General features: G+C 41.2%; 16 protein-coding genes. 3 read left to right on the top strand and 13 right to left on the bottom strand.

Annotated features, from left to right (window positions below):
- Positions 1–194: 194 nt before the first annotated feature.
- Together AV939_RS17415 and AV939_RS17420 are read left to right on the top strand one after the other, a co-directional pair.
- Positions 195–920, top strand: coding sequence for a hypothetical protein (locus tag AV939_RS17415; protein ID WP_376738723.1), 726 nt, complete (start codon positions 195–197; stop codon positions 918–920).
- A gap of 118 nt (positions 921–1,038) precedes the next feature.
- Positions 1,039–1,914, top strand: coding sequence for a sulfotransferase (locus AV939_RS17420; protein ID WP_082746069.1), 876 nt, complete (start codon positions 1,039–1,041; stop codon positions 1,912–1,914).
- 79 nt (positions 1,915–1,993) lie between these two features.
- On the opposite strand, the gene AV939_RS17425 is transcribed toward AV939_RS17420, so the two are convergent.
- The 3 genes from AV939_RS17425 to AV939_RS17435 are packed head-to-tail and all read right to left on the bottom strand — an operon-like array spanning position 1,994 to position 6,151.
- On the bottom strand, positions 1,994–3,400 hold the full coding sequence (locus tag AV939_RS17425; RefSeq protein WP_061997928.1) for a TolC family protein: 1,407 nt from the start codon (positions 3,398–3,400) through the stop codon (positions 1,994–1,996).
- A gap of 8 nt (positions 3,401–3,408) precedes the next feature.
- Positions 3,409–4,452: an efflux RND transporter periplasmic adaptor subunit gene (locus AV939_RS17430; protein WP_057795872.1), complete on the bottom strand. Its 1,044-nt coding sequence runs from the start codon at positions 4,450–4,452 to the stop codon at positions 3,409–3,411.
- Complete coding sequence (locus tag AV939_RS17435) at positions 4,445–6,151, bottom strand: ABC transporter transmembrane domain-containing protein (RefSeq protein ID WP_061997929.1); 1,707 nt, start codon at positions 6,149–6,151, stop codon at positions 4,445–4,447. Before AV939_RS17435 ends, AV939_RS17430 begins: the two co-directional genes overlap by 8 nt.
- Positions 6,152–6,260: 109 nt before the next feature.
- Between AV939_RS17435 and AV939_RS17440 the strand changes: the two genes are divergently transcribed.
- A complete protein-coding gene (locus AV939_RS17440; protein WP_061093604.1) occupies positions 6,261–7,175 on the top strand; it encodes a LysR family transcriptional regulator in 915 nt (304 codons plus the stop codon).
- Positions 7,176–7,258: 83 nt separating this feature from the next.
- On the opposite strand, the gene AV939_RS17445 is transcribed toward AV939_RS17440, so the two are convergent.
- The 10 genes from AV939_RS17445 to AV939_RS17490 all read right to left on the bottom strand — a co-directional run bounded on the left by AV939_RS17445 (position 7,259) and on the right by AV939_RS17490 (position 23,043).
- Positions 7,259–9,640, bottom strand: coding sequence for an Ig-like domain-containing protein (locus AV939_RS17445; RefSeq protein WP_061997930.1), 2,382 nt, complete (start codon positions 9,638–9,640; stop codon positions 7,259–7,261).
- A 217-nt stretch (positions 9,641–9,857) separates the two neighbouring features.
- Positions 9,858–11,045 (bottom strand): nucleotide sugar dehydrogenase, encoded by a 1,188-nt coding sequence (locus AV939_RS17450; RefSeq protein WP_269465407.1) that lies wholly within the window; start codon positions 11,043–11,045, stop codon positions 9,858–9,860.
- Positions 11,046–11,087: 42 nt separating this feature from the next.
- Positions 11,088–12,803, bottom strand: coding sequence for a glycosyltransferase family 2 protein (locus AV939_RS17455; RefSeq protein ID WP_061997931.1), 1,716 nt, complete (start codon positions 12,801–12,803; stop codon positions 11,088–11,090).
- An 89-nt stretch (positions 12,804–12,892) separates the two neighbouring features.
- Positions 12,893–13,972, bottom strand: coding sequence for a dTDP-glucose 4,6-dehydratase (rfbB, locus tag AV939_RS17460; RefSeq protein ID WP_061998230.1), 1,080 nt, complete (start codon positions 13,970–13,972; stop codon positions 12,893–12,895).
- Between the two features lie 18 nt (positions 13,973–13,990).
- Positions 13,991–14,851 (bottom strand): dTDP-4-dehydrorhamnose reductase, encoded by an 861-nt coding sequence (rfbD, locus tag AV939_RS17465; RefSeq protein ID WP_061997932.1) that lies wholly within the window; start codon positions 14,849–14,851, stop codon positions 13,991–13,993.
- A gap of 9 nt (positions 14,852–14,860) precedes the next feature.
- Positions 14,861–15,406, bottom strand: a complete 546-nt coding sequence (gene rfbC / locus AV939_RS17470; protein WP_061997933.1) for a dTDP-4-dehydrorhamnose 3,5-epimerase — start codon at positions 15,404–15,406, stop codon at positions 14,861–14,863.
- A gap of 43 nt (positions 15,407–15,449) precedes the next feature.
- Positions 15,450–16,334, bottom strand: coding sequence for a glucose-1-phosphate thymidylyltransferase RfbA (gene rfbA / locus AV939_RS17475; protein ID WP_061997934.1), 885 nt, complete (start codon positions 16,332–16,334; stop codon positions 15,450–15,452).
- 55 nt (positions 16,335–16,389) lie between these two features.
- Positions 16,390–18,222 carry a hypothetical protein gene (locus AV939_RS17480; protein ID WP_061997935.1) on the bottom strand — a complete coding sequence of 611 codons (1,833 nt, stop codon included), beginning with the start codon at positions 18,220–18,222 and terminating at the stop codon, positions 16,390–16,392.
- On the bottom strand, positions 18,223–21,045 hold the full coding sequence (locus tag AV939_RS17485; RefSeq protein WP_061997936.1) for a glycosyltransferase: 2,823 nt from the start codon (positions 21,043–21,045) through the stop codon (positions 18,223–18,225).
- 3 nt (positions 21,046–21,048) lie between these two features.
- Complete coding sequence (locus AV939_RS17490) at positions 21,049–23,043, bottom strand: glycosyltransferase family 2 protein (protein ID WP_061997937.1); 1,995 nt, start codon at positions 23,041–23,043, stop codon at positions 21,049–21,051.
- Positions 23,044–23,047: the final 4 nt, after the last annotated feature.

Genomic DNA, 23,047 nt, shown 5'->3' on the forward strand with positions numbered 1-23,047 from the left:
TTCACTCAGATGAGATAATAAGTAGACAATATGGACTAATTACTAATAGGATGGGTTAATAATTCCTATAAAGTAGTAGTCCGTTAGTGGTAATAGACTACGCAATAAATATAAGGTGTGGATATATGTTTCGTATTACTTCATTGCTTTCATCGGCAGTGCTGGTACTCGCAGTAAGTACACCAGCGATAGGTATGAGTGCAAAGGATGGAACAGTTTCACCGGAAGAAGCTACCTCTAATCAATCTAATCACTTCCAAACCTCGTTCCTAAAACGTCAGGTTGATCAAAACATGTCTGTTGGACGTGCTATTAGTTCTATAGCAGGTCATTACCCTCAAGATGTGGTTTCAATTGTTGATATTGCATTGGACACTTACCCTGATCAGTATCGTGAGATTATCTTTGCTGCTATTTCATCTCAGCCTTCATCTACAGAAGAAATAGTACAGTTGGCTATAGAGAAAGAAGTAAGCTCATGCCCTAATATCGTTCAGTTAGCGATAATGGCAGAACCCACTTATGTAGATTTCGTAGTTCAAGCGGCTGCTGTTGCAACTCCTGAAGAACTAAACGAGATTGTTCGTGTTGCCGTGCTTACGCAGCCTGATGCAGCAGACAGTATTGTTCAGACTTTGTCTCAGGAACATCCAAACAAGATTGTCGATATCATGACAAGCGCACTTAATGCAGTGCCTTTTGTTGGTGAATACGTAGTAGATGCATTGTTAGCTGTATTCCCGAACGATGCAAAAACGGTTGTAGAAACTGCGGTAAGAGAATCTTCTCAGCAACGTGAGCAAGTTATTCGTATATTAGCCACTGCACAACATGCAGGTGTTAAAGACGACAAGTTAAAAGAATATGCGCTAGCCGCAGGGTTATCTGAAGAAGACTTTGATTCAGCAATCAACAACTAATTCAGCAACGCTAAATAAACCTTCAAGCTTACGTAAATAATACGTAAAGATAAGACCCTTCGTCACTTTTGTAAGTCAGAGTAGGTAATCCTTTATTTACTCTGACTATCGATAAGCTATGATGCCGAACAATGACGACCTCTCCCCTTTTAAACAACCTATTATTTGTTTAACCAGCCTATCTCATTCTGGGTCAACGGTGTTCTCTATGGCATTAGCGTGCCACGAAAACCTTATCTCGCTTGGAGAGATATACCAGGTCTTAAGAATGGGCCCGACTTATTGGCTAAATAAACAAGAACATCGTTGTAGTTGTGGCGCACCTGCCGAACAGTGTGATTTCTGGCGTCCCGTATTAACAACAATGCGCAATTTAGACATTATAAACCCTACTTTACCAAGCTATTACCTAGATGCTTACGCTACTGTGCTCGCTCAGTTTTCTAAATTGTACGGTAAAGACTACCAACCAATAGATACCTCAAAGGGAATAAAACATCTAAAGTTACTGGCGGCCTCTGAGACTATTGATGCCAAAGCGCTATTTTTGATTAGAGATGTTCGCTCTTACGCGAGCTCTCAAGCTAGGTTAGCTCGTTCACAACCTCGCAAAGGGTTAAAGAAGGTAAAAGGCCACTATTGGTACCAGATGATGCGCTGGCTAAGTGACAATAAGAAAAGGGAATCTTTATTAACCGATCTTGCTTTACCCTTCGAAACAGTAGGTTATGAACCCTTTTGTTTCAACCCCACCCAAACTCTCGACAGCGTTTACAACTTTTTAGCGTTACCGAAAACACCAAGTAACGAGAGCTTAGGGAAATCGACGCATCATGTACTGTTCGGCAACCCCATGCGAAATTGTGAAACACGTAAAACTGAGATTCGTTATGACGACAGGTGGTTTAGTGAAACCAACTACATGCTAGCGGCCGCACTTATACCCACCTTAATGCAATACAATCAAGCGCGAGTCTATGCTTGCGGTCAATAAAAGCCCTCTGCTAATTGAAAGCAAACTTTGAAGCCGAAGTAGAAGTGTCTAATTGAACACGCAGTGGTTACCTACTGAACTAGGGATTAACCGTGTGCAGTTTAGCAACGACACGATATAGCATAAGCTCGGCATTCAACAAATCGACATTTGTTTCTATCGCTTTCATTTGCGCCTTGATTTCATTGGATGCTCTAGCGTTCAACGTAAACATATCACTGTCGCCTGCATCAAAACGTTGAAGCTCCATACTTGATAGTAGCTTGGCAAGCTCTGCATTTTGCTGCTGTAAACTGGCAATTTCTTTTGCTTTCACCCAGTATTCATAGGCTTTTTCGAATGCTTGCTCGATGGATTGCTTACTAGATAGATACTTATGCTCAAGCTCTCGTCCCTTCGATACTAGTTTAACTTGCTCGGCTTTTGCCTTTCTGTTGCCTAGTGGATAGGAAAAGGCCAAGGCCACTTTGCTTTCTGTGCCGTCTAGTGAATTGGGTCCGCTACCAATATCTCGAGCTAAAGAGGCTTTCAGGTCTAGTTTAGGTAGCAGCGCATTCTTAGCTAAGACTTGCTTGTTCTGAACCACCGTTTTACTCATGCGCAATAAAGCTAACTGAGGGTGCTGAGTTATTTGTTTACGTAGCTGAGATATTTGCGTAGTGCTGATACTAAAAGGCCAATGAATATCTGGCGATAACATAGTTTCTGTTATCGGTATCATTTCACCTTGCGTATCGCGCCAGTAGTACGACAAAGTTCGAGCATGCGCATTACGTTTTTGCTTTAGCTTGGCTACTAATAATCGCTGTTCTAAAATATTCGCTTTGAACTCGGTAAGGGTAGCTCGCGCTAAATCGCCTTTTTCAACCCGAGTAGATAAGGCACGTTCACGCTCAGCGGCACGGCTTAATAAAGATTCAACCGATACCACCTGCAACGCGCTTTCATACCATAGTAAATACTCGGTTAACCCTTTATATAAAAAGCTATTCAGTAAATCTTGTGCTTCAGCCTCCCATTGCTGGGCTGCCAACCTCGCATTTCTAACCCCTACTCTGCGTTTATCTACTTCGCGGTTTTTCAATAAAGATAGGGCAATTCCTACACTGGCCTCCCCGCCAGAAAGAGTTTCGTACTCTTGCTCGTAAACAGGAAAATCGCCATCAGACACACGGTACTCGGTATAAACTGAGGCGTTCAACGACTGAAGCGGCTTTATGGCGCGCTGTTGCAGTGCCAAACCGTCATAATAACCACTAACTCTGCTAGATGTTTGTTGTTCTATAAAGGGGTCAAACTCACTAAGCGCAATGTCGATATCTGCGCCACTTTGAATTTCACCCTCAGCAATAGCTTGAGTGTAAGGATGGTGATACCGCATTGACTCAATAAGCTCGGTTACCGTAGGTAAAGACGACGCAAATGCAGAACCCGTGATAGAAATACTCAATACCAAGGCAAGTGTAACAACATGTAGTTTTCTCATGTTAACCCTCACCAACTCGACGTTTTAGTTTCAGATGGTTCCGGCTCAGCAGTTTGCTGGGGAGGGAAGTTATTCAGTTGCCGCCACAATTCATAGCCCAACTTCACTTCTTCTAACAATACCCAGGCTTTAACGCGGCTTCCTAAGCGCGTAGCACTTTCCTTAGGCCACGGCACATCATTCACGTCAGGCACTATCCACACCTGAAACGTACCAGCGGTACTTGCTACCGGTTCAACGTAAACCACCTCACCACCAAACGTACCTATGGAACTGCCCGGCCACCCGCTAAATTGAAACACAGGCCAGCCTTCAAACTGTAAACGCGCCTTGGCGCCTTTTTTAACTAGCGGCGCATCTAGCCCAGTTACCGTTATACGTATGCTACGTTTAGCGTTCAAAGGAATGAACTGACCTAGTACGGCCCCTGCTTTTACAAACGTTGAAACCCCGCCAGAGTAAAGCCTAATAATAGTGCCATCTACAGGTGCCACTTTTGTTTGAATAGACTGGCGAGATAAGCTCATGCTTACATCGTTAATGGCAGACAGAGAACTTGCCGCTTTCGCCTTTAACTCCTGCACCTTTATTTGCGCGGCTTCTACATCTTTGCGAGAAACTAACCCCTGTTCTTGCAACCCGATTTGTCGTGCTAGGTTATTTTCAGCGTTAGCCACAGCTGTTTCGTTAGCTTGATGCCCGGCTTTTGCCGCCGTTAGCTGAGATTGGAGCTTATCTAAACGACCAGCGTCGGTATCTATTAAAGTAACGATGGGGTCGCCTGCTTTTACTTGCATACCTTCGCGTACATGCCATTGCTTTATTTGCCCGTCGACTAAGGCACTAATCGCTTGCGTTCTGTCGACCGGATCTAAAGAGTCTACCATCCCCGTGCCGTAGGCCGTTTGCATCCAAGGTGTAAACCACAAAATCAGCGATGCACACACCACCATCGCTAACACTAATCCACACACCACTTTGTGAAGTTTAGGAATATGTAGTGACGATAAAGAACTGACATTATCTAAAAATCGCTTTTCTGCACTATTCATCACTTGCTCCTTCCTGCGCCACTTCTTGGACAATAATGCTATCTTTTGCAGGTTTAGCAGCCACTACATTGGCACTGTCTTTTAGATAAATAACACCGTCCAAACAGTGAGGTTCGGGTGTATTAGTAAAATAGAGCACCGTACAATTAAGTTCAGATAAGCGATTTAACAAACGTAATCGCAATGCTAGCGGAATAGCGTCGAAATGTTGATTAATGATAAGTACTTTAGGCTCTTCAATGATAACTGCGGCTAGTTTTAAAAGTAAGAATTCTAGCGGTTGCAATGGTGCTCCTAGCACCGATACCTTAGAGTCAACTCCTTTAGGTAACGCGTCGATAACCGTATCTAATTCAACTACGGCCAAGGCTGCTCTAATTTCAGCAAAGCTCGCTCGAGGGTTTGCTAATCGTAGATATTCTTCAATAGAGCATTCAACAATAAGAGAGCGGTCTAGCGTATTAATGGCTTGGCGTAATTCATAGGTGTCGAAGTCGTATAGGCTTAAATCGCCAAGCAGTAACTCTCCTTTTTGCGGCTTTTCATAGCGCTTCATTAACCCTATGAGTTGTTTTTGAACCCAGCTCTTGTTGGTAGTAATAAAGTACTTTCCACCCGCTTCAATTTGCAAATCAATTAAGCAGGTATCGCTGCCATGGGTAAGGTGTAACTTATTAAAAATGAGCTGTGAAGAGGTTGGCACCCGATCGGCTTTCTCATTAACGTCTTCTTGCGGAATAACCAGTGCAGAGCCAATCTTTTCAGCCGCACCATACAATTCATAATAAAGCTTTAAATATTGGGTAAAGCGTGACAACCCAAAGAATACTGCAGACATTATTAATTCCGCAGCAACCAACTGGCCAATGGATAACTGGCCTTGTACCACCAGCACACCACCAATACCTAATAGTGCCGCACTAGCAAATGCATAAAGCAGTAAGAACATAACGACTTGCGCGAAGGTATAATGGAAGTGATTTTTATGTTTAGTTAGGTAGTTGTTGATAAAGGTATCGGTGCTTCTACCTGCATATTCAACATGGTCAGCCGACTTGAAAAACTCATGAGCCGCTGCAATGTCGTTAAGCCATTTCGCCGAATCGTACTTCGCATGTGATAGCTCAATAGCAGAGCGTTTAGCCCCCGTACCCCAAATTTTCCATATGGTGTACATGACTAAAACCAGCACAAGATTAAACGCAAATAACATGGGATGGTAAAAAGAGACCAAAGTAAAACCCACTAACATTTGCAGTACTAAGGCAAAACCATCAACCATTAGCGAAGGCACATTCTTCTGCAGGGTCATAATGTCGAAGTAACGTTGGGTAATATTGGTGTTTTGCCGGCCTTCAAAAAAACGATGTTCGGCCATAATAGTTTTCAAACTAATAATGGCAGTGAGCCGCGCATAAACCTTGCGTTCATAATATTCCATAATACGCATTCGAAGGGCACTAAAAATACCCGATACGAAGAGTGTTAGAAACAACACTATGGCAAGAATGATAACCGAACGAGTAGAGCCGATATTGGCAATACTATTAATCAGTGTTTGTACCGCAATAGGCACCGCTAGTGTCATTAAACTAATGGCAACACCATACGCAATAGCAACCCAGAAAAAACCTGACTCTGGTTTCAAAATAGCAAACAAGGTTTTCCTTGTTGCGTGTAAATTAATGACTTTTCCCATAATTCCTTCGATAGCGCCGAGTGATACTTCGCATTTTATCTAGTGTAATTCAAATAAAAGAATACTAAACCTGTTATATTCTTATTAGTTCATCGTAAAAATCTTACTTATGCATCACCTCAACTATCATCATCTTTACTACTTCTATTTAGTGGCTCGCGAAGGCAGTATTGCGCAAGCCGCTAAGTTACTTCACGTTACTCCTCAAACTGTCAGTGGGCAACTAAGTACCTTTGAAAATCAGATTGGCTATCCTCTTTTCGATAGAGTGAATAAGCGCCTATATTTGAATGACAAAGGAAAGGTTAGCTTTCAATATGCCAGTGAGATATTTCATAAAGGCCATCAGCTAGCAGAAATACTAAACGCCGGTGATGAAATAAATACTAAGGAATTTGTGATTGGTATTACTAATGGCATTCCTAAAGTACTTTTTTATGACTTTGTTCATGACACTATGCGCAACTTCGCTAACGTCAAATATGTTATTAAAGAAGATAGCTTCGATGGATTACTCAAAGAACTAGCAATTAATGCGATAGACTTCATTGTGGCCGATAGGGGTATTGCGCCAGGTTCTCAAGTGAGTGCCAATAGCCATTTTCTTGGGGAAAGTGCTTTAAGCTTTTTTGCCAAAGCCCCCCTTTCAAGTAACCAGACTTTTCCTGATTGCTTAAATAATATGCCTTTGCTAATTCAGGGAAATACGTCAGGCATACATCACGCGTTAATAAGTTGGCTAGAAACAGAGCAGCTCTACCCAAAGATAGTAGCAGAATTTGATGATACCGCACTGCTTAAACTTTTTGGTAGTGAGGACTTTGGAGTATTTTGCGCACCAGCGGCCATATCAGATCATGTTGAAGTACAATATGGTGTTTGCTGTATTGGGCAGGCTCATTCACTGAATGAAAGGTATTATGCTATTACGGGAAAAAGTCGCGTAGATTTTACTATTACTGAATCTATTATTGGGGCTGCGCGCATTATTTTAGGTTACTCACAAAAGCCTATAGGTGCTTAGTTGGAGTGGACCTCAAGGTTTTGAAAACAAAAAAAGCCGAGCATGTGCTCGGCTTAAGTTATAGTCCAAATACCTTCACAGTTCTATTGATCAAGCTTAAGTGATGAAACTGAACCCTTATTTTTTGAGTCAGGGGTGATGAGCCCATTAATTTCCGTATTTGCCCAAATCTCTGGATAAGCTTCCTCTAGATTCAGCGGCATGTAGAAGTTAAGCCTTGGAACCGTACCAATTGGCTCATCGCTGTAGCCATCGCTATAGTCAATGGTACCTACTTGATATTCAATGGTAGCCATTAAACCCGAGTCTGTCACACCAAGTAAGTCCCACTTAAAACGACGCTGAAAGACGAATGCACTATTTTCTCTCAGACCATTTAGTGTTAAAAGGTCACCCTCTTTCTGCCACTGAAAGTCATAAAGCGCGCGGTCATCTGCAAAACGAGAGACCGGTGCGTCTGGTTCAAAATAATCTATCTCGGCAAAAACCCTACCGCCAGTACCATCACTATCAAAGTAGTAACTCCACAAATCTTCCGCTAGTGGTAAATCATTAACAAAAAGCGAAGCATTCAAGGTAGAAGCCCAAACCATTGGGGGCGTAGACGTTACATCAAAATTTTCAGGTAAACTGAAGTCGATACTATGCATATCAGCCGCATACTTTATTACGTTTCCGGCCTCTTCATATTCGTACACAGCAATTAAGTAGTCATTCTGCTTTTTGAACGGTGTTACTGTAAATGATTTACCATTTACAGATAAACTAATAGTACCGCTGTCGAAAGCCCAACTGCCCTGAGTACCAAACAAACGAGAAGTGACCGTGTTGTCATCGTTAAAAGTAAGGTAATCGCTTATCATACCTTCCATAGAAATCGGGTTACCTTCTGAGTCGTTTAAGCTGTACTCAAACTCACTGTTATAAGCGACTACCCAAGGAGATGCCAACACGTCTTCACGAGAAAGTGAAATGGCTTCAGAAGTATCGCTGTAAATAGAGGTGTAAGTTTGAGGATACTCTGTGACAAACTTAGGCGCTCCATAACTTTCATCAACTGCTGGCGTTATCGTTAGCTCTATAACTTGTGACACGTGGGCAATTGCATTACCCCCATTTTCGTACACTAATTCAAAACTCTCAGAAACTGGGCTTTTTTCTATTCTCCATTGCGCAGAGTAACCTTCTTCATCTGCAGCGAGAATTTGCAATATTGTTTCTTCATCGAAGAACTCAAGGTAGCTCGATGGGCTTTGTGGAAATTCAAGGCTTGGGGTGGCATCGGTATTCACCACGACAAGCACCCCATCATCTACCGACCAACTAACACTATCTGAAAAAGTATTGTAGTAATTTTCGGCTGACGACTTGCTTCCTGTTCCATCGTCATTGAATGTATAAACAGTTGAACCTTTAGTCGCTAGGTAGGCTCCAGCGCTATAGGTTGCAAAGGTTTTGCCGGCTATCGATGATTCACTGTAGCTTTGTTGAAGCGAATCATCTTCTAATGTTTCAATACGGGCTTTATTAATTGCATCGACGTACGCATCAGCATAGGTCCCGTCTTCATTTATCAGACCTAGATCATTCAAATAGGCTCGAATAGTAGTGAGAATATTTTCATCACTGTTGGCAAAGAATGAAACCGTATCTGTACCATCAGGTAACGAAAAGTCATCATTATCAGCAACTACTTTTATAAAGCATGCAAGGCCTAACACTTTCTCAAAATCGGCTTCAGCGACGTATACGTTAAAGCTTGCTTCCCCACCGTCGTTTACATACTCAGTGTACATAATAGAAAGCGCGGTGCTTACATGGGTAATTTTACTTTCTAAGAGCAGTGCATCCGAAAGCTCAGTTGTGTCGTTTTCACTTGCAAGCGCTCTCAAATCTAAGAAATCACCCACCCGTGACAGTAAACTTACATGTGCCTGATCGCCCACCCCGTTTGCGTTAAGCATCAAGTAGCCGGGGTCTTCACTTACCAGAATTGGGAGAGAGTATGTACCGTTGCTATCAGTAGTTGCACTCGCTACAACATCACCATTATCGTTGGTAGCAGTAACCTCACCGTTATTTATAGGAGCATCAGTGGCAATACCAGTAATCGTGACAGACTGTTGGTTTGTGATGGTAACCGTTGAACTTGTTGATAATTCACCATCGGTTACTTCATATGAAAAACTTACATCGCCCATGGCTTGAGCTGATGGCGTGTAAACCAATGCGTTGTTCGTTATAACGACGTCACCAATATCAGGCGTACCGACAGCAGAAATGGTAAGCGCATCACCATCTGGGTCACTATCATTTGCTAATACATCAACAGTAATCACTGAGTCGTTCAGTGTGGTTGCAGCATCAGCAGTGAGAATGGGCGCTTGGTTTTTTTCGTCAGAACCACCGCAGGCAGAAAGAAGTGCTGCACTTACAACAAGCGCAATAAGACTCTTTTTCATCATCTAATGTCCTTATCAATTTTTATAGTTTTTTAACAATACCATTTAATTTCCAAAGCATAATAGCCTAAGAAAATTCGAAATGCATTGCTAAGTAAATGGAGTGTAAATGAATGGCACTGATAGAGATATAAGTGAAAAGCGTAAAGTACTGTTTATATTGGAAATAAAAAAACCAGCTTAGCAGCTGGTTTTTTTCGAGTTCGAAAGCGAGTTACTGTTAGTCAGCGCCAAATAAATCACGGCTGTAAACTTTATCTAATACGTCTTCAATGTCATCAGTTACGCGGTTAGCAACAATTACATCAGAAATAGATTTAAACTCTTCTAAATCTTTAATTACGCGTGAGTGGAAGAAGCTATCTTCGGTAATTACCGGCTCGTAAACCACAACCTCAATACCTTTTGCTTTAATACGCTTCATAATGCCTTGGATTGCACTAGCTCTGAAGTTGTCAGACCCCGACTTCATAATTAAGCGGAAGATACCTACAACCTTCGGCTGACGACTCACAATTGAATCGGCGATAAAGTCTTTACGAGTGCGGTTAGCATCTACAATAGCCTGAATCATGTTGTTAGGCACTTCACTGTAGTTAGCTAGCAACTGTTTGGTGTCTTTCGGCAAGCAGTAGCCACCATAACCAAAGCTTGGGTTGTTGTAGTGATCGCCAATGCGCGGGTCTAATCCAACACCTTCAATGATTTGTTTAGAATTCAAACCACTACGCTCTGCATAGCTGTCTAGTTCGTTGAAGTAAGCGACACGCATTGCTAGGTAAGTATTAGCGAAAAGCTTAATGGCTTCAGCTTCAGTACTGTGAGTGAAAAGAATATTAATATCTTCTTTAATAGCACCCTGTTCTAGCAAACCAGCAAACACCTTCGCACGGTCACTTTGCTCGCCAACAATGATACGGCTTGGATACAAGTTATCATAAAGGGCTTTACCTTCACGCAAGAACTCTGGCGAGAAGATGATATTTTCAGTACCGTGGCGCTCTTTTGCTTCAACAGTGAAACCTACTGGCACGGTAGACTTAACCACCATTACCGCATTAGGGTTAACGCGCATAACTTCTTTTATTACCGCATCCACTGAGCTGGTATTGAAGTAATTGGTTTGCGCATCGTAATCGGTAGGCGTGGCAATAATAACAAACTCGGCGTCTTTATAAGCAAGTTCAGTATCTAACGTGGCTTTAAGATTAAGCTCCTTGTTCGTTAAGTATTCTGTTATTTCTTTATCTTCAATAGGAGACTTTTTGTCGTTTAGAAGATCCACTTTCGCAGGAACTACATCTACCGCAATCACTTCATTGTGCTGTGCGAGTAATACTGCATTAGATAAACCTACATAGCCTGTGCCTGCAACGGCTATTTTCATGCTTTGTGGTGTGCTTTCCATAATTTCGTTTTCTCCGTAACTAGAAGCAATGACTATAAATTATCAATATGAATCTAATAAAACACTCTGCTCTTCTTTTGTCTTAAGCGCAAAGTTTTCGCGTTTTAGCGTTAAATTAGGATTATATGCAGGGTCGTGTTTAATAACATGAGACCACTTTGTTTGTAGATATTCAAGCTCCCGATTAAACCTTGCAGCCTTCTCTGGTGAAATATCTAGCCCTCTACTGACCGACTCGTGATGATATAATTCAGCTTCAGCACAGTATAAGTTCCTAACACCCAACTCTCTTACCCGTAAACAGAAGTCGACATCGTTGAAGGCCACCGCGAGGTTTTCTTCATCAAGGCCGCCCACTGCACCAAAATGGCTACGCTTTACTAACAGGCATGCCGCAGTAACCGCACTGTAATTTTGCGTGGCAGCAAGTCGTTTCAAATAACCAGGGTGATATCGAGGGAAGTGCTTATGCGCATGTCCAGCACCGCCTCCATAACCTAATACCACGCCAGCATGCTGAATACGGCCATCTGAATAAAGAAGCTTAGCCCCTACGCAACCAATATCTTCGCGCATTACATGGCCAACCATGTAGGTGAGCCATTCTGGGCTAATCACCTCAATATCATTATTAATTAACCCTACTACCTGTCCTTTAGCATGTTTTACGCCAAAGTTGTTTATCGTTGAATAATTAAAAGGTCCAGGGTAGTTTAAAACGCGAACTTCTGGGAGTTCTGCTAATGCCTCGAAATATTGAATACTTTCTATTTCATCCGAGCCGTTGTCGATAAGGAGTATTTCGTAATTTTTATAAATAGTTTTTTCGCGAATAGAATCTATGCACGCCTTTACTAACTCTTTGCCGTTTTTAGTAGGAATAATAAGGCTAACAAGTGGCTGTGAATCAAGTTGCCATAGCGCACGGTTTACTTGAGTTTGTTCACCTACCTCTATTGAAACATGCTTGTGACGTAAAACGCTATTCTTCAAGGCGCACAAGCTAGATGTAATTAATTTATCACTGAGACTCAAATGAACAAGTGTTGCGGTGCTATGGTTTACATTAATGTCCGGATTCGAAAGCCATGCTTCACCGACCAATGACGCTATATCTGAATACTCACCCATTGATAAAGACTTTAGCTCCCGAGTATTAAACAGAACCCCTGATAGCACATAAGCGGTTGATATATGTAAGTCAGGATTCCAACAAGGTAAAAATCTTGGACGACATCGCTTGCCTTTGCTGTCAATCACGTCTGTATCACTATAAACAAATGCTGCATCACCCAATGCAGCTATGAACGAAGGCAATGCATTCTCAGCTAACGTATCTCCCGCATTTAATAACAAGGTAGGAAAATTTTCATCTAACTTTGAAATAATATTCGCGATTTCAGCGCCTATTTCGCTTGGTTTTTTATCAGTGGAGACCACAAAATAGGTATTAACTTTCTGTGCTTTCAAAGAGGCGATAGTAACTTCGGTATCTTCTGCTCCAAAAATAATCGCTTGGCATGTAGTATTTACTGACACCTGAGGTGAAGAGATTAAGTTTCTGTCTTGATTTATCAGATAGCGATTGTATGCTTTTTGCGTATCTCTTTTAGTAGGAGCACCATAAAAAAGTCCCGATTTTCTTATCGCCTGTACATAGAATACCGTCAACGACTCATTCTTTTTAAACTTATCTTTTAAAGGTTTTGGGATTAGTTTTAGGGCAGCTCGCAAAGAGCGCATAGCAGTTTTTTTCATGTACTCACTACATTACGTTAAGTTGGCAAAAAGCCGCTTAGAGCTAACGAAGCGGCTTTTCAATTGTAACACGACAGTATCTATAGGTATTAACTTCCTGAACCTAATCGCTCACCTTGGTAGCTGCCATCAAGCACAGCTTTCCACCAGCCTTCATTGTTTAAGTACCATTCAACGGTTTTACGAATACCGCTTTCAAAGGTTTCTTGGGGTGACCACCCTAACTCATGTTCAATTTTAGACGTATCGATAGCATAACGCATGTCGTGACCAGGGCGATCTGCCACATAAGTGATTTGCTCTGAATACTTACTGGCTTTTGGCTGAACATCATCCAAAATGTCGCAAATGGTATTCACTACTTCAATATTTTGCTTTTCGTTATGGCCGCCTATGTTATAGGTTTCGCCAATTTTCCCTTCAAGAGCAACTAGCACTAATGCACGGGCATGATCTTCCACATATAACCAATCACGAATTTGATTACCCTTACCGTATACAGGCAGTGGCTTACCGGCCAAGGCGTTCAAAATAACTAAAGGAATTAGCTTTTCTGGAAAGTGATACGGGCCATAATTATTCGAACAGTTGGTTACCAATGTGGGTAGCTTGTAAGTACGTAGCCATGAACGCACTAACTGATCGGAAGACGCTTTACTTGCAGAATAAGGCGAGCTTGGTGCATAAGGGGTAGTTTCAGTGAATAGAGGTAATTCTGTACCCTCTTCTACTTCATCTGGATGTGGAAGGTCGCCATATACTTCATCAGTTGAAATATGGTGGAACTTAAAGCCTTCCTTTTTCCTATCATCAAGCGTTGACCAATAAGCACGAGCTTGCTCAAGCAAGGTGTAAGTACCTACTACGTTGGTTTGAATGAACTCACCTGGGCCGTCAATTGAACGGTCTACGTGAGATTCAGCCGCTAGGTGCATAATGATGTCGGGTTGGTGGGTATTAAGAACGACTTTTACGCCGTCGGCATCACAAATATCCACTTGTTCAAACGCATAACGCTCGTTATCTGCCACAGATAAAAGCGACTCTAAGTTACCCGCGTAAGTAAGCTTATCTAGGTTTACGACTTTATGTTCCGTATCATTAATAAGATGGCGAACGACTGCCGAGCCAATAAACCCCGCGCCACCGGTTACTAAAATTTTTTTCATAAGTGCATTACTCAATAATTATGCTTTCAATTCATCCATCATGGCAGACAATTGAGTACGCCAATGTGTAAGATTAAGTGATGAAAAAGTATCTCGTGTGCTGGTTTTATCTAGCACGCTATAGTGCGGACGTGAAGCCGGTGTAGGGTACTGAGAAGAAGGAATAGGCAATACTGGAATAGCCGAAGACAACAGCCCTTTTTCAATGCCAAGTTCTTGAATGGCTAGCGCGAAATCGTACCAACTAGCAACGCCTTCATCCGTCCAGTGATATACACCTTGGGTTTTATTTTGCGCAGCACTTACGCACACTTCTGCCAACCCTTTGGCCCACGTAGGCGTGCCAATTTGATCGTCAATCACCGACAACTGCGGTTTATCTGCCATTAAACGAAGCATGGTTTTAACAAAGTTATTGCCGTGAGACGAATACACCCACGCAGTACGAATCAAGCAACTTGAGTTAGGCAGTAATTCCAGCAGGGCTTTTTCACCATCAGCCTTAGTTTTACCGTAAACCCCTTGAGGCTCGATAGTGTCATCAGTGAGATAAGGCGAACCTTTATGACCGTTAAACACGTAATCGGTAGACACATGCACTAAAAATGCACCCGACTGCTTACAGTACTTTGCTAAGTTTTCAACGGCTGTCGCGTTTATGGCGTGGCACAAATCAAAGTCTTCTTCTGCTTTATCTACCGCAGTATAAGCTGCTGCGTTAATAACAACGCTTGGCGCTAGTTTGCTTAGCGTTTCAGATAATACAGATTCGTTGGTAATATCGGTATCTTCTGGGCCTAAACAAATCGTGTCTTCACCTAGAATACGCACTAATTCAAACGACAATTGGCCAGCATTGCCAATAACTACAATACTCATGTTTAATCCTTAAAACGTAGGGGCATCGACAAAAGCTACGCCATTTTCATCTTTTCCAGATAAAGACGGCTTTTCACCATTAACTAAAGGCCAATCGATGTTTAAAGTAGGGTCGTCAAACTTAACCGACACTTCTGATTCTGGATGATAGTAGCCGGTACACTTATACACGAACTCAGCAGATTCACTGGTTACATAAAAACCGTGAGCAAAACCTGCAGGTACCCATAGTTGTCGTTTGTTTTCAGCCGACAGTAAAACCCCTACCCACTTTCCATAAGTCGATGAGCTTTTACGCATGTCTACTGCAACATCATATACCTCGCCGCTTACCACGCGAACTAACTTCCCTTGGGTCTGCTCTAACTGATAATGCAGCCCACGAAGAATTCCTTGGCTAGATTTTGAATGGTTGTCTTGCACAAATTCAACATCGGCACATTCTTTTTTGAACCAGTCGGTGCGGAAAGTTTCTAAAAAGAAACCGCGTTCGTCGCCAAATACTTTTGGCTCAATAATTTTAACGTCTGGGATGTCTGTCGCTATAATTTGCATTGCTGTGCACTATTCCAATTTGTTAGCTGTAGATTTTTAATAACTAAGCTTTCACGCGATCGTTTATGACTTTCATTAAATAATCGCCATACCCACTTTTCTTAAGCGGTGCCGCCAATTGCTCTAACTGCTCAGCGTTAATGTAACCCATGCGATAGGCAACCTCCTCGGGGCAACATACCTTTAAACCTTGGCGCTTCTCTATAGCTGCAACAAAGTTTGCTGCATCTAACAATGAATCAAGGGTGCCAGTATCTAACCAAGCGGAACCACGGCCCATTAACTCAACCTTCAAGCTGCCATCTTGCAGATAAAGATTATTAAGGTCGGTAATTTCAAGTTCACCGCGATGTGAGGGCTTCACTTCTTTAGCAAAATCTACCACACGATTATCGTAATAATATAAGCCAGTTACCGCGTAATTTGATTTGGGTATTTCAGGCTTTTCTTCTATTGAAAGCGCATTCCAGTCGTCATCAAAATCTACTACGCCATAGCGCTCTGGGTCGTTTACGTGATAACCAAAAACGGTAGCACCATGCTCTTGTTTGAATGCACTTTGAAGTGACCGTTTTAAATCATGGCCATAGTAGATATTATCGCCAAGTACTAAAGTACAGCTATCACCGGCTAGGAACTCTTCACCAATTAAAAACGCTTGGGCTAAGCCATCTGGGGAAGGTTGAACAGCGTACTGAACATTAATGCCTAATGCACTACCATCACCAATAAGTTCGACAAATCGCTGCTGTTCTTGTGGAGTAGTAATAATAAGAATATCTTTAATACCCGACATCATTAGCGTAGTTAATGGATAAAAAATCATAGGCTTGTCGTAAACAGGCATCAGCTGCTTACTTACTACTTTTGTCAACGGATGTAAGCGAGTACCAGATCCGCCAGCTAAGATAATTCCTTTTCTGCTCATTGCCTTTCTCGTGTTAGTTGAACCTATTAGGTAATAACCTCATCGTATCAATTTTTCACAAATAATTAGCGATAAATTTATACTCTTCCCCAATTGTAACTTTATTCCTTTCATAGTTGTCAGCATTCCCCACTATCATAGGGGCACAATCTTCATTATTGTCAGGAAATTGTTTATCTAATATATTCCCAAGCCTTTTTAACTCGCTTGAAAACCTATGAATAGATCCGATAAAGGCAAAATTCTTAATACCGCTTGGAGTAATGAAAGCTTGTTGGGTATTTTTCATTGAGAAGAACTGCTCTCTATTGATAAAGTCATCAAAAATATCCTCTATCGTTGTAAGTCCGCTCTTTTTTGCTAATGCTAATATCTCACAATATAAATGATGGGGCTGTCGAAAGTTTAAAATGTGATTAAGATGAAGCCATAGCCTCTCAATAGGATCCCGAACCCAACAAATATGAACTGCATTGGGAAAAATGTTCAGCTGATTTTCATGAAATGGAAAATGCCCATGCAAAATACGTGTATTACTTGGTAACCAAATACTTTTCCCATTTTTAAGTGCCTTTGCCTCTGATGCCGAATAAACATTAAATATATCGGTTCCTCGATATACTTTTGAAAGCGCCAAAGCAAACTCTCGCCCCGAGGTTTTAGGTATATGATGAGAGATTACTTCTACACTAGGGTAAACATCACGAGCAGTAGGCTTCAGCCATCGTCTTTGAACTTTATTACCCGCTTCAATGGCCAAACTTTTTTTTCGCTCGAAAGAGTTCTTTATAACGTCACCGACAAATGACGTAAATTTTGCATCATCTTTCGCAAGGTTAGCTTGTACTTTCAACTCTAGAGGCAAATGGGTAAAAATCAGCTGCATCCTTGCATTGTCTAAGCATGATTTGGCTGCCTTATGATTTTTACTATAAAAAGTGCGCATTAATTGGGCATTTACTTTTCGTTCTGCAATAAAGTCTCTAATTAACGAAGAGAACTTTTGCATATCGATATATTGAATCCTGATCGGCTTCTGATTTATCTCTTTACATTCACGTATCAAGCTCTCGCTATCTGGAACTCGATACTGTTTAAAAAAACTTTCTAACTCTTCAATATAACCCGCTTTCAACCATTTAAATGTATCTCTATTTATAAATGAATAAGGGGGACTGTTATCTCCTTGCGCTTGCAGGAAAAGGTCTAGCCTTTCCTGCAAGGGGCCTAATTCATACTTATTCAGCCAACGCTTAAGTTCTAAGCCTTCGGCAGAGTAGCGAGAATTTATTTTGCGAGAATCTATGTGCGGCGAGCCATTATTCCGTGACGTTATATTGGCTAGGAAGTCAGATACAATATTATTATCTTTAAATACGCTATGACTGTATGGGCGCAGGATAAAACGCTGCCTTCCAAATAACTTAATATGATTAGTAAGAAAATTGATAGACTCTGCCCTAGGTACTTTAGGAACTTTAAATGTATTAACCCTTTTGTGTCTTTTTACTGCCTGATTATAGTTAGACTCTAATAATTCTAATTCAAACCGTATGTACGCTATAAACTTAGCATTTGGAACGAGTTCAACAAGCTCATTGACCCTTTTAAAAAAAAATTCTGAAGACAATAGAACTGTATTTGCCCCCAGGTCTTCAGCTTCAATTATGAGCTTTTCTAACTTTGCCTCACTAAGCATTAAGTCGTTATTTTCCTCTCCTATACTGTATAAGCTTTGAAGATTGCCGGGGCTGATACCGTTTGCATCCACGTCATGTGCTGGATAATAAACACCGTACTTTTGCAATACGTCTCTGTGCGTTTCGCACCAATACTGAATTGCCGAAGTTCCCGTTTTAGGTGGGCCTATATGAAATATAAATTCCATTTAATTGGAGGATTCCTGGGAAATAACACAAGATCTATTGTCGTTGTGTTTTTTAATCAAGTGAATTATATGATTGCTCAACCTGTAGTTATAAGCATCGCGAGATAAAAGCGCTTTAGCTCTCAAAGCCGCTGAATACTGAATTCGCTCTCTAAGCTTTATATTCTTTGATAGAAGTTGTAGAGTAGCCACGATCGTATTAATATCCTTATATTCCACCAAGAATCCAGACTCTTCGTCTATCAACTCACCTAAAGCCCCCCAATTATAGGCGACAACGACTTTGCCAAGCGACATGGCCTCAGCAACAGTACGCCCAAAAGATTCTTTAAAGTTAGACAATGCCAATACTACATCATGCTTTTTTAGGGCTTCTAAAGGCTCATCTACATAGCCAGCGATCTCAATATTACTACATCCAAATTTCTGAGATGCCTTTTTAGTATCTATGGTTGATGGCCCATATAATGTGAATTGAATTTTGGGGCTATCTTTGCACAAACTAGCTATTTCAAAAAAATCGTAAACACCTTTTTTCTTAACGTTACTACTTAGCATGCAAACTTTTAAAACATGAGGATTTTGTGCTGTATCCGTTTGGTTTCCAGCATCAATACAATTATAAATAACTTTAGTCTGTTGATGGGCCGCCAGCCATTTGTATGTCTCTTTCGAGTTGGCAATATAGAAATCTGCGCTTTCGCAAACACGACTTCGGGATTGTTCTGGCGTTTCTTCAAGAATATTAGTCAAATCAACATCAAACTCAACCAACTCTCTTACATGAACGACACTTAAAACTTTAGCTGCCTTAGCTGCGAGAAAAGGCTCTAGCAGCATAATTGTATTTACATAAACACAATCAAATTCACCCGAAACAAAACGCTGCGTTAGGAACGTCACAATATCACTGAAAATGGCCCTGCTCTTTTTCACCCAAGGCAAAGGGATAAAGACGATGGACACTGAATACTTTAGTAGTTCTTCTATATACTGACTATTTGTACATGCAGGAAGAAAAACTGTAACATTTGCACTACCGCTTAGAGCGATAGTCATATCTAATAAGCTTCTTTCTGCACCGAAGATTTGCTTTGAAACTGAATGTCCAAATAATGCTATCTTTAAAGCATTTTGTTTGACACCACTAGCCTCTCCTTTAATTTCCACAGGTGTATTAAAATCCCAGTCCGATATTAGTGCGTGACACGTTGGAGATTCTTCAAGGCTTAAATCAAATTTATATCTATAAGCATCTGGACAAAACAAAGGCGATGGATATCTACCTTCAGCTTCACCAGTTTCCCAAAAATGTTCATGTAGCCCCTTCCCCAACAGCTCCACATCGGGGTAGAGACTTAAATACCAAGTTTCATTCAATGCCTCACTCCATCGAGTAAATTGCTCAGCATTGAGCTCATCTTTTTCCTTTAACATTATTGGAGGAACTGGAAACGGGCGAGGTTTCAGTTGACTGGGAGCGATTAACTTATCAGCTGTTTTGTGCCAAATGCGGGCAAAATCCATATACTGTTTTCTTACACCGCCATACTGAGTAACCAGGTGCGTGTCGCTACTTTGGGTTAAGGATGAAGTATGTGTTCGCCCAAAAGAAAGAGGCACTTCAGGCAAAATCTCTTTAATAGCTGCCCCCCCATATTTCTTAAGACATCGCTCATAAAACTCGGTATCAGCATTTACTTTAACCTCATCCCAGCCACCGAGCGTATCAACAACCTCCCTCCGCAAACATAGAGAAGATACATTTCTATGTACCAAAGCAGCTCCAGCCCTTAGTCTTGAAAACTCAAGAGACTTTGAGCATCTTACCCAATGAGAAATTGTTCCTTTTAAAGCTCGATTAAATAGTAAAGGGGATACTTGCTTTTCAATTTTTTGAGGATGAGCCCAATCATCTGCATCCATTACTGTAAGAAATTCGCCTGTTGCTGCACACATGCCAATATTTCGCGATGCGTATGCCCCGAGGTTTTTTTTATTCTGGATGATCTTTATGCATTCCGCTACACCACATATACGCATTAGTTCGGCAGCGCTACCATCGGTTGAACCATCATCTACAACGATAATTTCTAAATTTTTCCAAGTTTGATTAAGTAGTGAATTTAAGCACGTTAAGAGCGTTTCTTTAGCATTGAAAACGGGAACAATAATAGATACTTTAAGATTACTGATTAGCGCTTTAAATCTATTTATTACAGAGAGGCATCCCCCCTCCGATATGAGGGAATCAAGTAAAACAAGCTCTCCAACCGAAGAAATTTCAGCCAACCGATTCTTTCTGAAAAGATAATTTACAGGCTCAAGTTTCTTACTCGACACTGCCAACATCGACTGTGCAAGCAGCTTTGATGAATTCTCCCAAGAACTGCTGTATGCAACTTTAGCGGCGCCATCTTTGCAACCCGCTTTATACAGTGCAGAAAAACTTAAAAGGTAAAGTTCGTCTCTACTAAAAAGCGCTTCTGCCAAACTTGTGCTATTGAAAAGCCTGTCAGAAAACTTCTTTGCAAGAGTGTATTGCTCTGAATAAAGATAATACTCAGCAAGAACCTTTGTCGCATAAATACCATTAATACTTTCACTTTCTGATGCACTCACAAGCAAAGTAAGAACTGCATTACTCTTAGATACATTGGCCCACAGTTTTTTTTCCCAGGCCAACGAAGGCATATAGCAGGGAAGCCGGCCCTCTTCCCTTCCATATTTATCGAAATGTATTTTGGGATCAACTCCTGCCGCTGCCACGTCAGGGTATTGTTTAAGATACCACTCGGGATCAAAGTACTCTTTATTTGTCATTCGTTACGACTTCTTATCTTTCAGATACTCTAGTAAGAAGTCTAAACTATCTGTAGTTCTTACTTCGATTGGTTCATTAGCCGTAACCAAACTCAACGCCATTTCAACATTCGGTGTTTGCTCTCGGTTGGCATTTATGATAACTCTATTAGAAAAAAGTGTTACTAGTTCCTCTTGAGCTTCAAGAAGAACTTCCGGGTCTAACAGACACACACAATCAACAGATAAAGTCATCCCGAATACACATGCGTCTGCGTTGCCATTCGACAATAGCTCGAAAAAAAGGTTGGACAATTGACCTTGCTTTTCGTGCGGACGCGGCAAATGATAAAGGAAAACTTTTTTTCCATCTCGCACGAAAGCGGCAATGCCTTCGTATGTCTCGACCGATTGCCTGCCCTCACAAAAGTCACTAATAAAGACTACATCGCCAGATACATTGCAGTTATCTTTAGAAATCATGGTAGGAGGCGTAGGAAACTTACGCTCTCCTATCATATCCATGTACAGGCTAGAATTATCCTGTGAATGCCACCATTGACAAGCACTTCGATAAATATGCCGCATGCCGTGGTACATTGTTTTAATATGGGTCGCTTGATTTCGCGTCAGCGAGTTTTCATCATCTAAAGCAAATGCTAAAGGAATTTCTGAATGAATTTTTTTTACCGAATTAAAACCAAAGTGCGACTCGACCCGCCAAATATACTCTGTATCACCACCTACCAAAACAGCGTCCCAATAACCTAATTCTTCGAAAACCCTTCGTCGAAATAAAAAAGAAGAATGGGACCAATGAATCAACCTAGGATTGAGCCTCCAATTGTGTTCAAAGTTAAGCTTAGAGGTAGCTCTTACCCACTGAGTACAAACACCAACTACAGCTTTATTCTCAAAAAGATATTCCATCTGTAACTGTATTTTTTGAGGATGAGACCAGTCATCCGCATCATGTGTGGTTATAAAACTTCCTTTAGCAAGTGAAAGGCCCACATTTCGCGCACTATATGCTCCGCTATTTTTGGTTTGTTTAACTAATTTTATCTGTGGGTATTCTGCTGAAAGCTTTTCTACTACTAAAGCTGTTTTATCAATACTACAGTCATCTACGACAATGATTTCTAGATTTGTCCACGATTGGGCAACAAGTGAGCCTAAAGCAGTTTTTATTGTTTTTTCTGCATTAAAGCACGGTACTATTACGCTAACAAGAGCACCATTCTCGCACTTAAGCAGCACTTTTTCAGTGGCCAAGTTTTTTAAAGAAAGCTCTTCATCCTCACTTTTTAAAGTTAAGCCTGTTAAACCATGGCGATGATAAATTTGATTAAGAAAAGAGAGCTTTTTCTTCGCTGAGTCATTGCAGTTAGTGAGTGTTAATAGTATATCTTCGTCGAGGTTATCGTCTCGATAGTAACTCCGTATAAACTTCTCTGATTCAGATTTTTCACCGTTCTTTTGCAGACAAAAAGCGTGCATGAGGACGCCAGTTTTTCCAAAAACCTTAGGCGAGAACTCTTCGATGGCAAGTTGAGATAGGCTAAGGGACTGCTCAAACTCCCCTAAAAAGTAAAACCATCTAGCCGTATGCCAAATAGCAAAAAACCTAACGCTTTCATCAATTGAAGTGTTTGAGTAAAGTTCTTTGAGTTGCCTTAGAGATGACTGAGATAATCCACGCCACAACATTTGCACTATGTGCTCTTTATCCGCACCAAGCCCATTTATTTCTTGTGAATGAAACTGAATTCTATTAGTTGCGCGCCCTTCCCTTCTGCCATTTTGAATATAATGCACAAAAGGATTAACACCACTTAATCTCACATCTTCATAATTTGCTTTATACCAGCCTGTATCAAACCATTCGTTTGGAGAATATCCAGCATTTGCACCTTCTGATAAGTAATGGCGTATAGTATTAGCGCTAGTGTGAAGCTTGTAACGGCGTTTGTAATAGAGGCTATCGAACAAGTTGCTTCGCCTAATTTGCTGCTCCATTCGG

The sequence above is a fragment of the Alteromonas sp. Mac1 genome (assembly GCF_001562125.1).
Taxonomy (GTDB): domain Bacteria; phylum Pseudomonadota; class Gammaproteobacteria; order Enterobacterales; family Alteromonadaceae; genus Alteromonas; species Alteromonas stellipolaris.

Bases quoted from the DNA above. Each gene is read 5' to 3' on its own strand.
- AV939_RS17415 (WP_376738723.1), top strand. From the start codon at position 195: ATGAGTGCAAAGGATGGAACAGTTTCACCGGAAGAAGCTACCTCTAAT.
- rfbA (WP_061997934.1), bottom strand. From the start codon at position 16,334: ATGAGCAGAAAAGGAATTATCTTAGCTGGCGGATCTGGTACTCGCTTA.
- AV939_RS17430 (WP_057795872.1), bottom strand. From the start codon at position 4,452: ATGAATAGTGCAGAAAAGCGATTTTTAGATAATGTCAGTTCTTTATCG.
- AV939_RS17425 (WP_061997928.1), bottom strand. From the start codon at position 3,400: ATGAGAAAACTACATGTTGTTACACTTGCCTTGGTATTGAGTATTTCT.
- rfbD (WP_061997932.1), bottom strand. From the start codon at position 14,851: ATGAGTATTGTAGTTATTGGCAATGCTGGCCAATTGTCGTTTGAATTA.
- rfbB (WP_061998230.1), bottom strand. From the start codon at position 13,972: ATGAAAAAAATTTTAGTAACCGGTGGCGCGGGGTTTATTGGCTCGGCA.
- AV939_RS17435 (WP_061997929.1), bottom strand. From the start codon at position 6,151: ATGGGAAAAGTCATTAATTTACACGCAACAAGGAAAACCTTGTTTGCT.
- AV939_RS17480 (WP_061997935.1), bottom strand. From the start codon at position 18,222: ATGGAATTTATATTTCATATAGGCCCACCTAAAACGGGAACTTCGGCA.
- AV939_RS17485 (WP_061997936.1), bottom strand. From the start codon at position 21,045: ATGACAAATAAAGAGTACTTTGATCCCGAGTGGTATCTTAAACAATAC.
- AV939_RS17490 (WP_061997937.1), bottom strand. From the start codon at position 23,043: ATGGAGCAGCAAATTAGGCGAAGCAACTTGTTCGATAGCCTCTATTAC.
- AV939_RS17450 (WP_269465407.1), bottom strand. From the start codon at position 11,045: ATGGAAAGCACACCACAAAGCATGAAAATAGCCGTTGCAGGCACAGGC.
- AV939_RS17445 (WP_061997930.1), bottom strand. From the start codon at position 9,640: ATGATGAAAAAGAGTCTTATTGCGCTTGTTGTAAGTGCAGCACTTCTT.
- AV939_RS17440 (WP_061093604.1), top strand. From the start codon at position 6,261: ATGCATCACCTCAACTATCATCATCTTTACTACTTCTATTTAGTGGCT.
- AV939_RS17420 (WP_082746069.1), top strand. From the start codon at position 1,039: ATGATGCCGAACAATGACGACCTCTCCCCTTTTAAACAACCTATTATT.
- AV939_RS17455 (WP_061997931.1), bottom strand. From the start codon at position 12,803: ATGAAAAAAACTGCTATGCGCTCTTTGCGAGCTGCCCTAAAACTAATC.
- rfbC (WP_061997933.1), bottom strand. From the start codon at position 15,406: ATGCAAATTATAGCGACAGACATCCCAGACGTTAAAATTATTGAGCCA.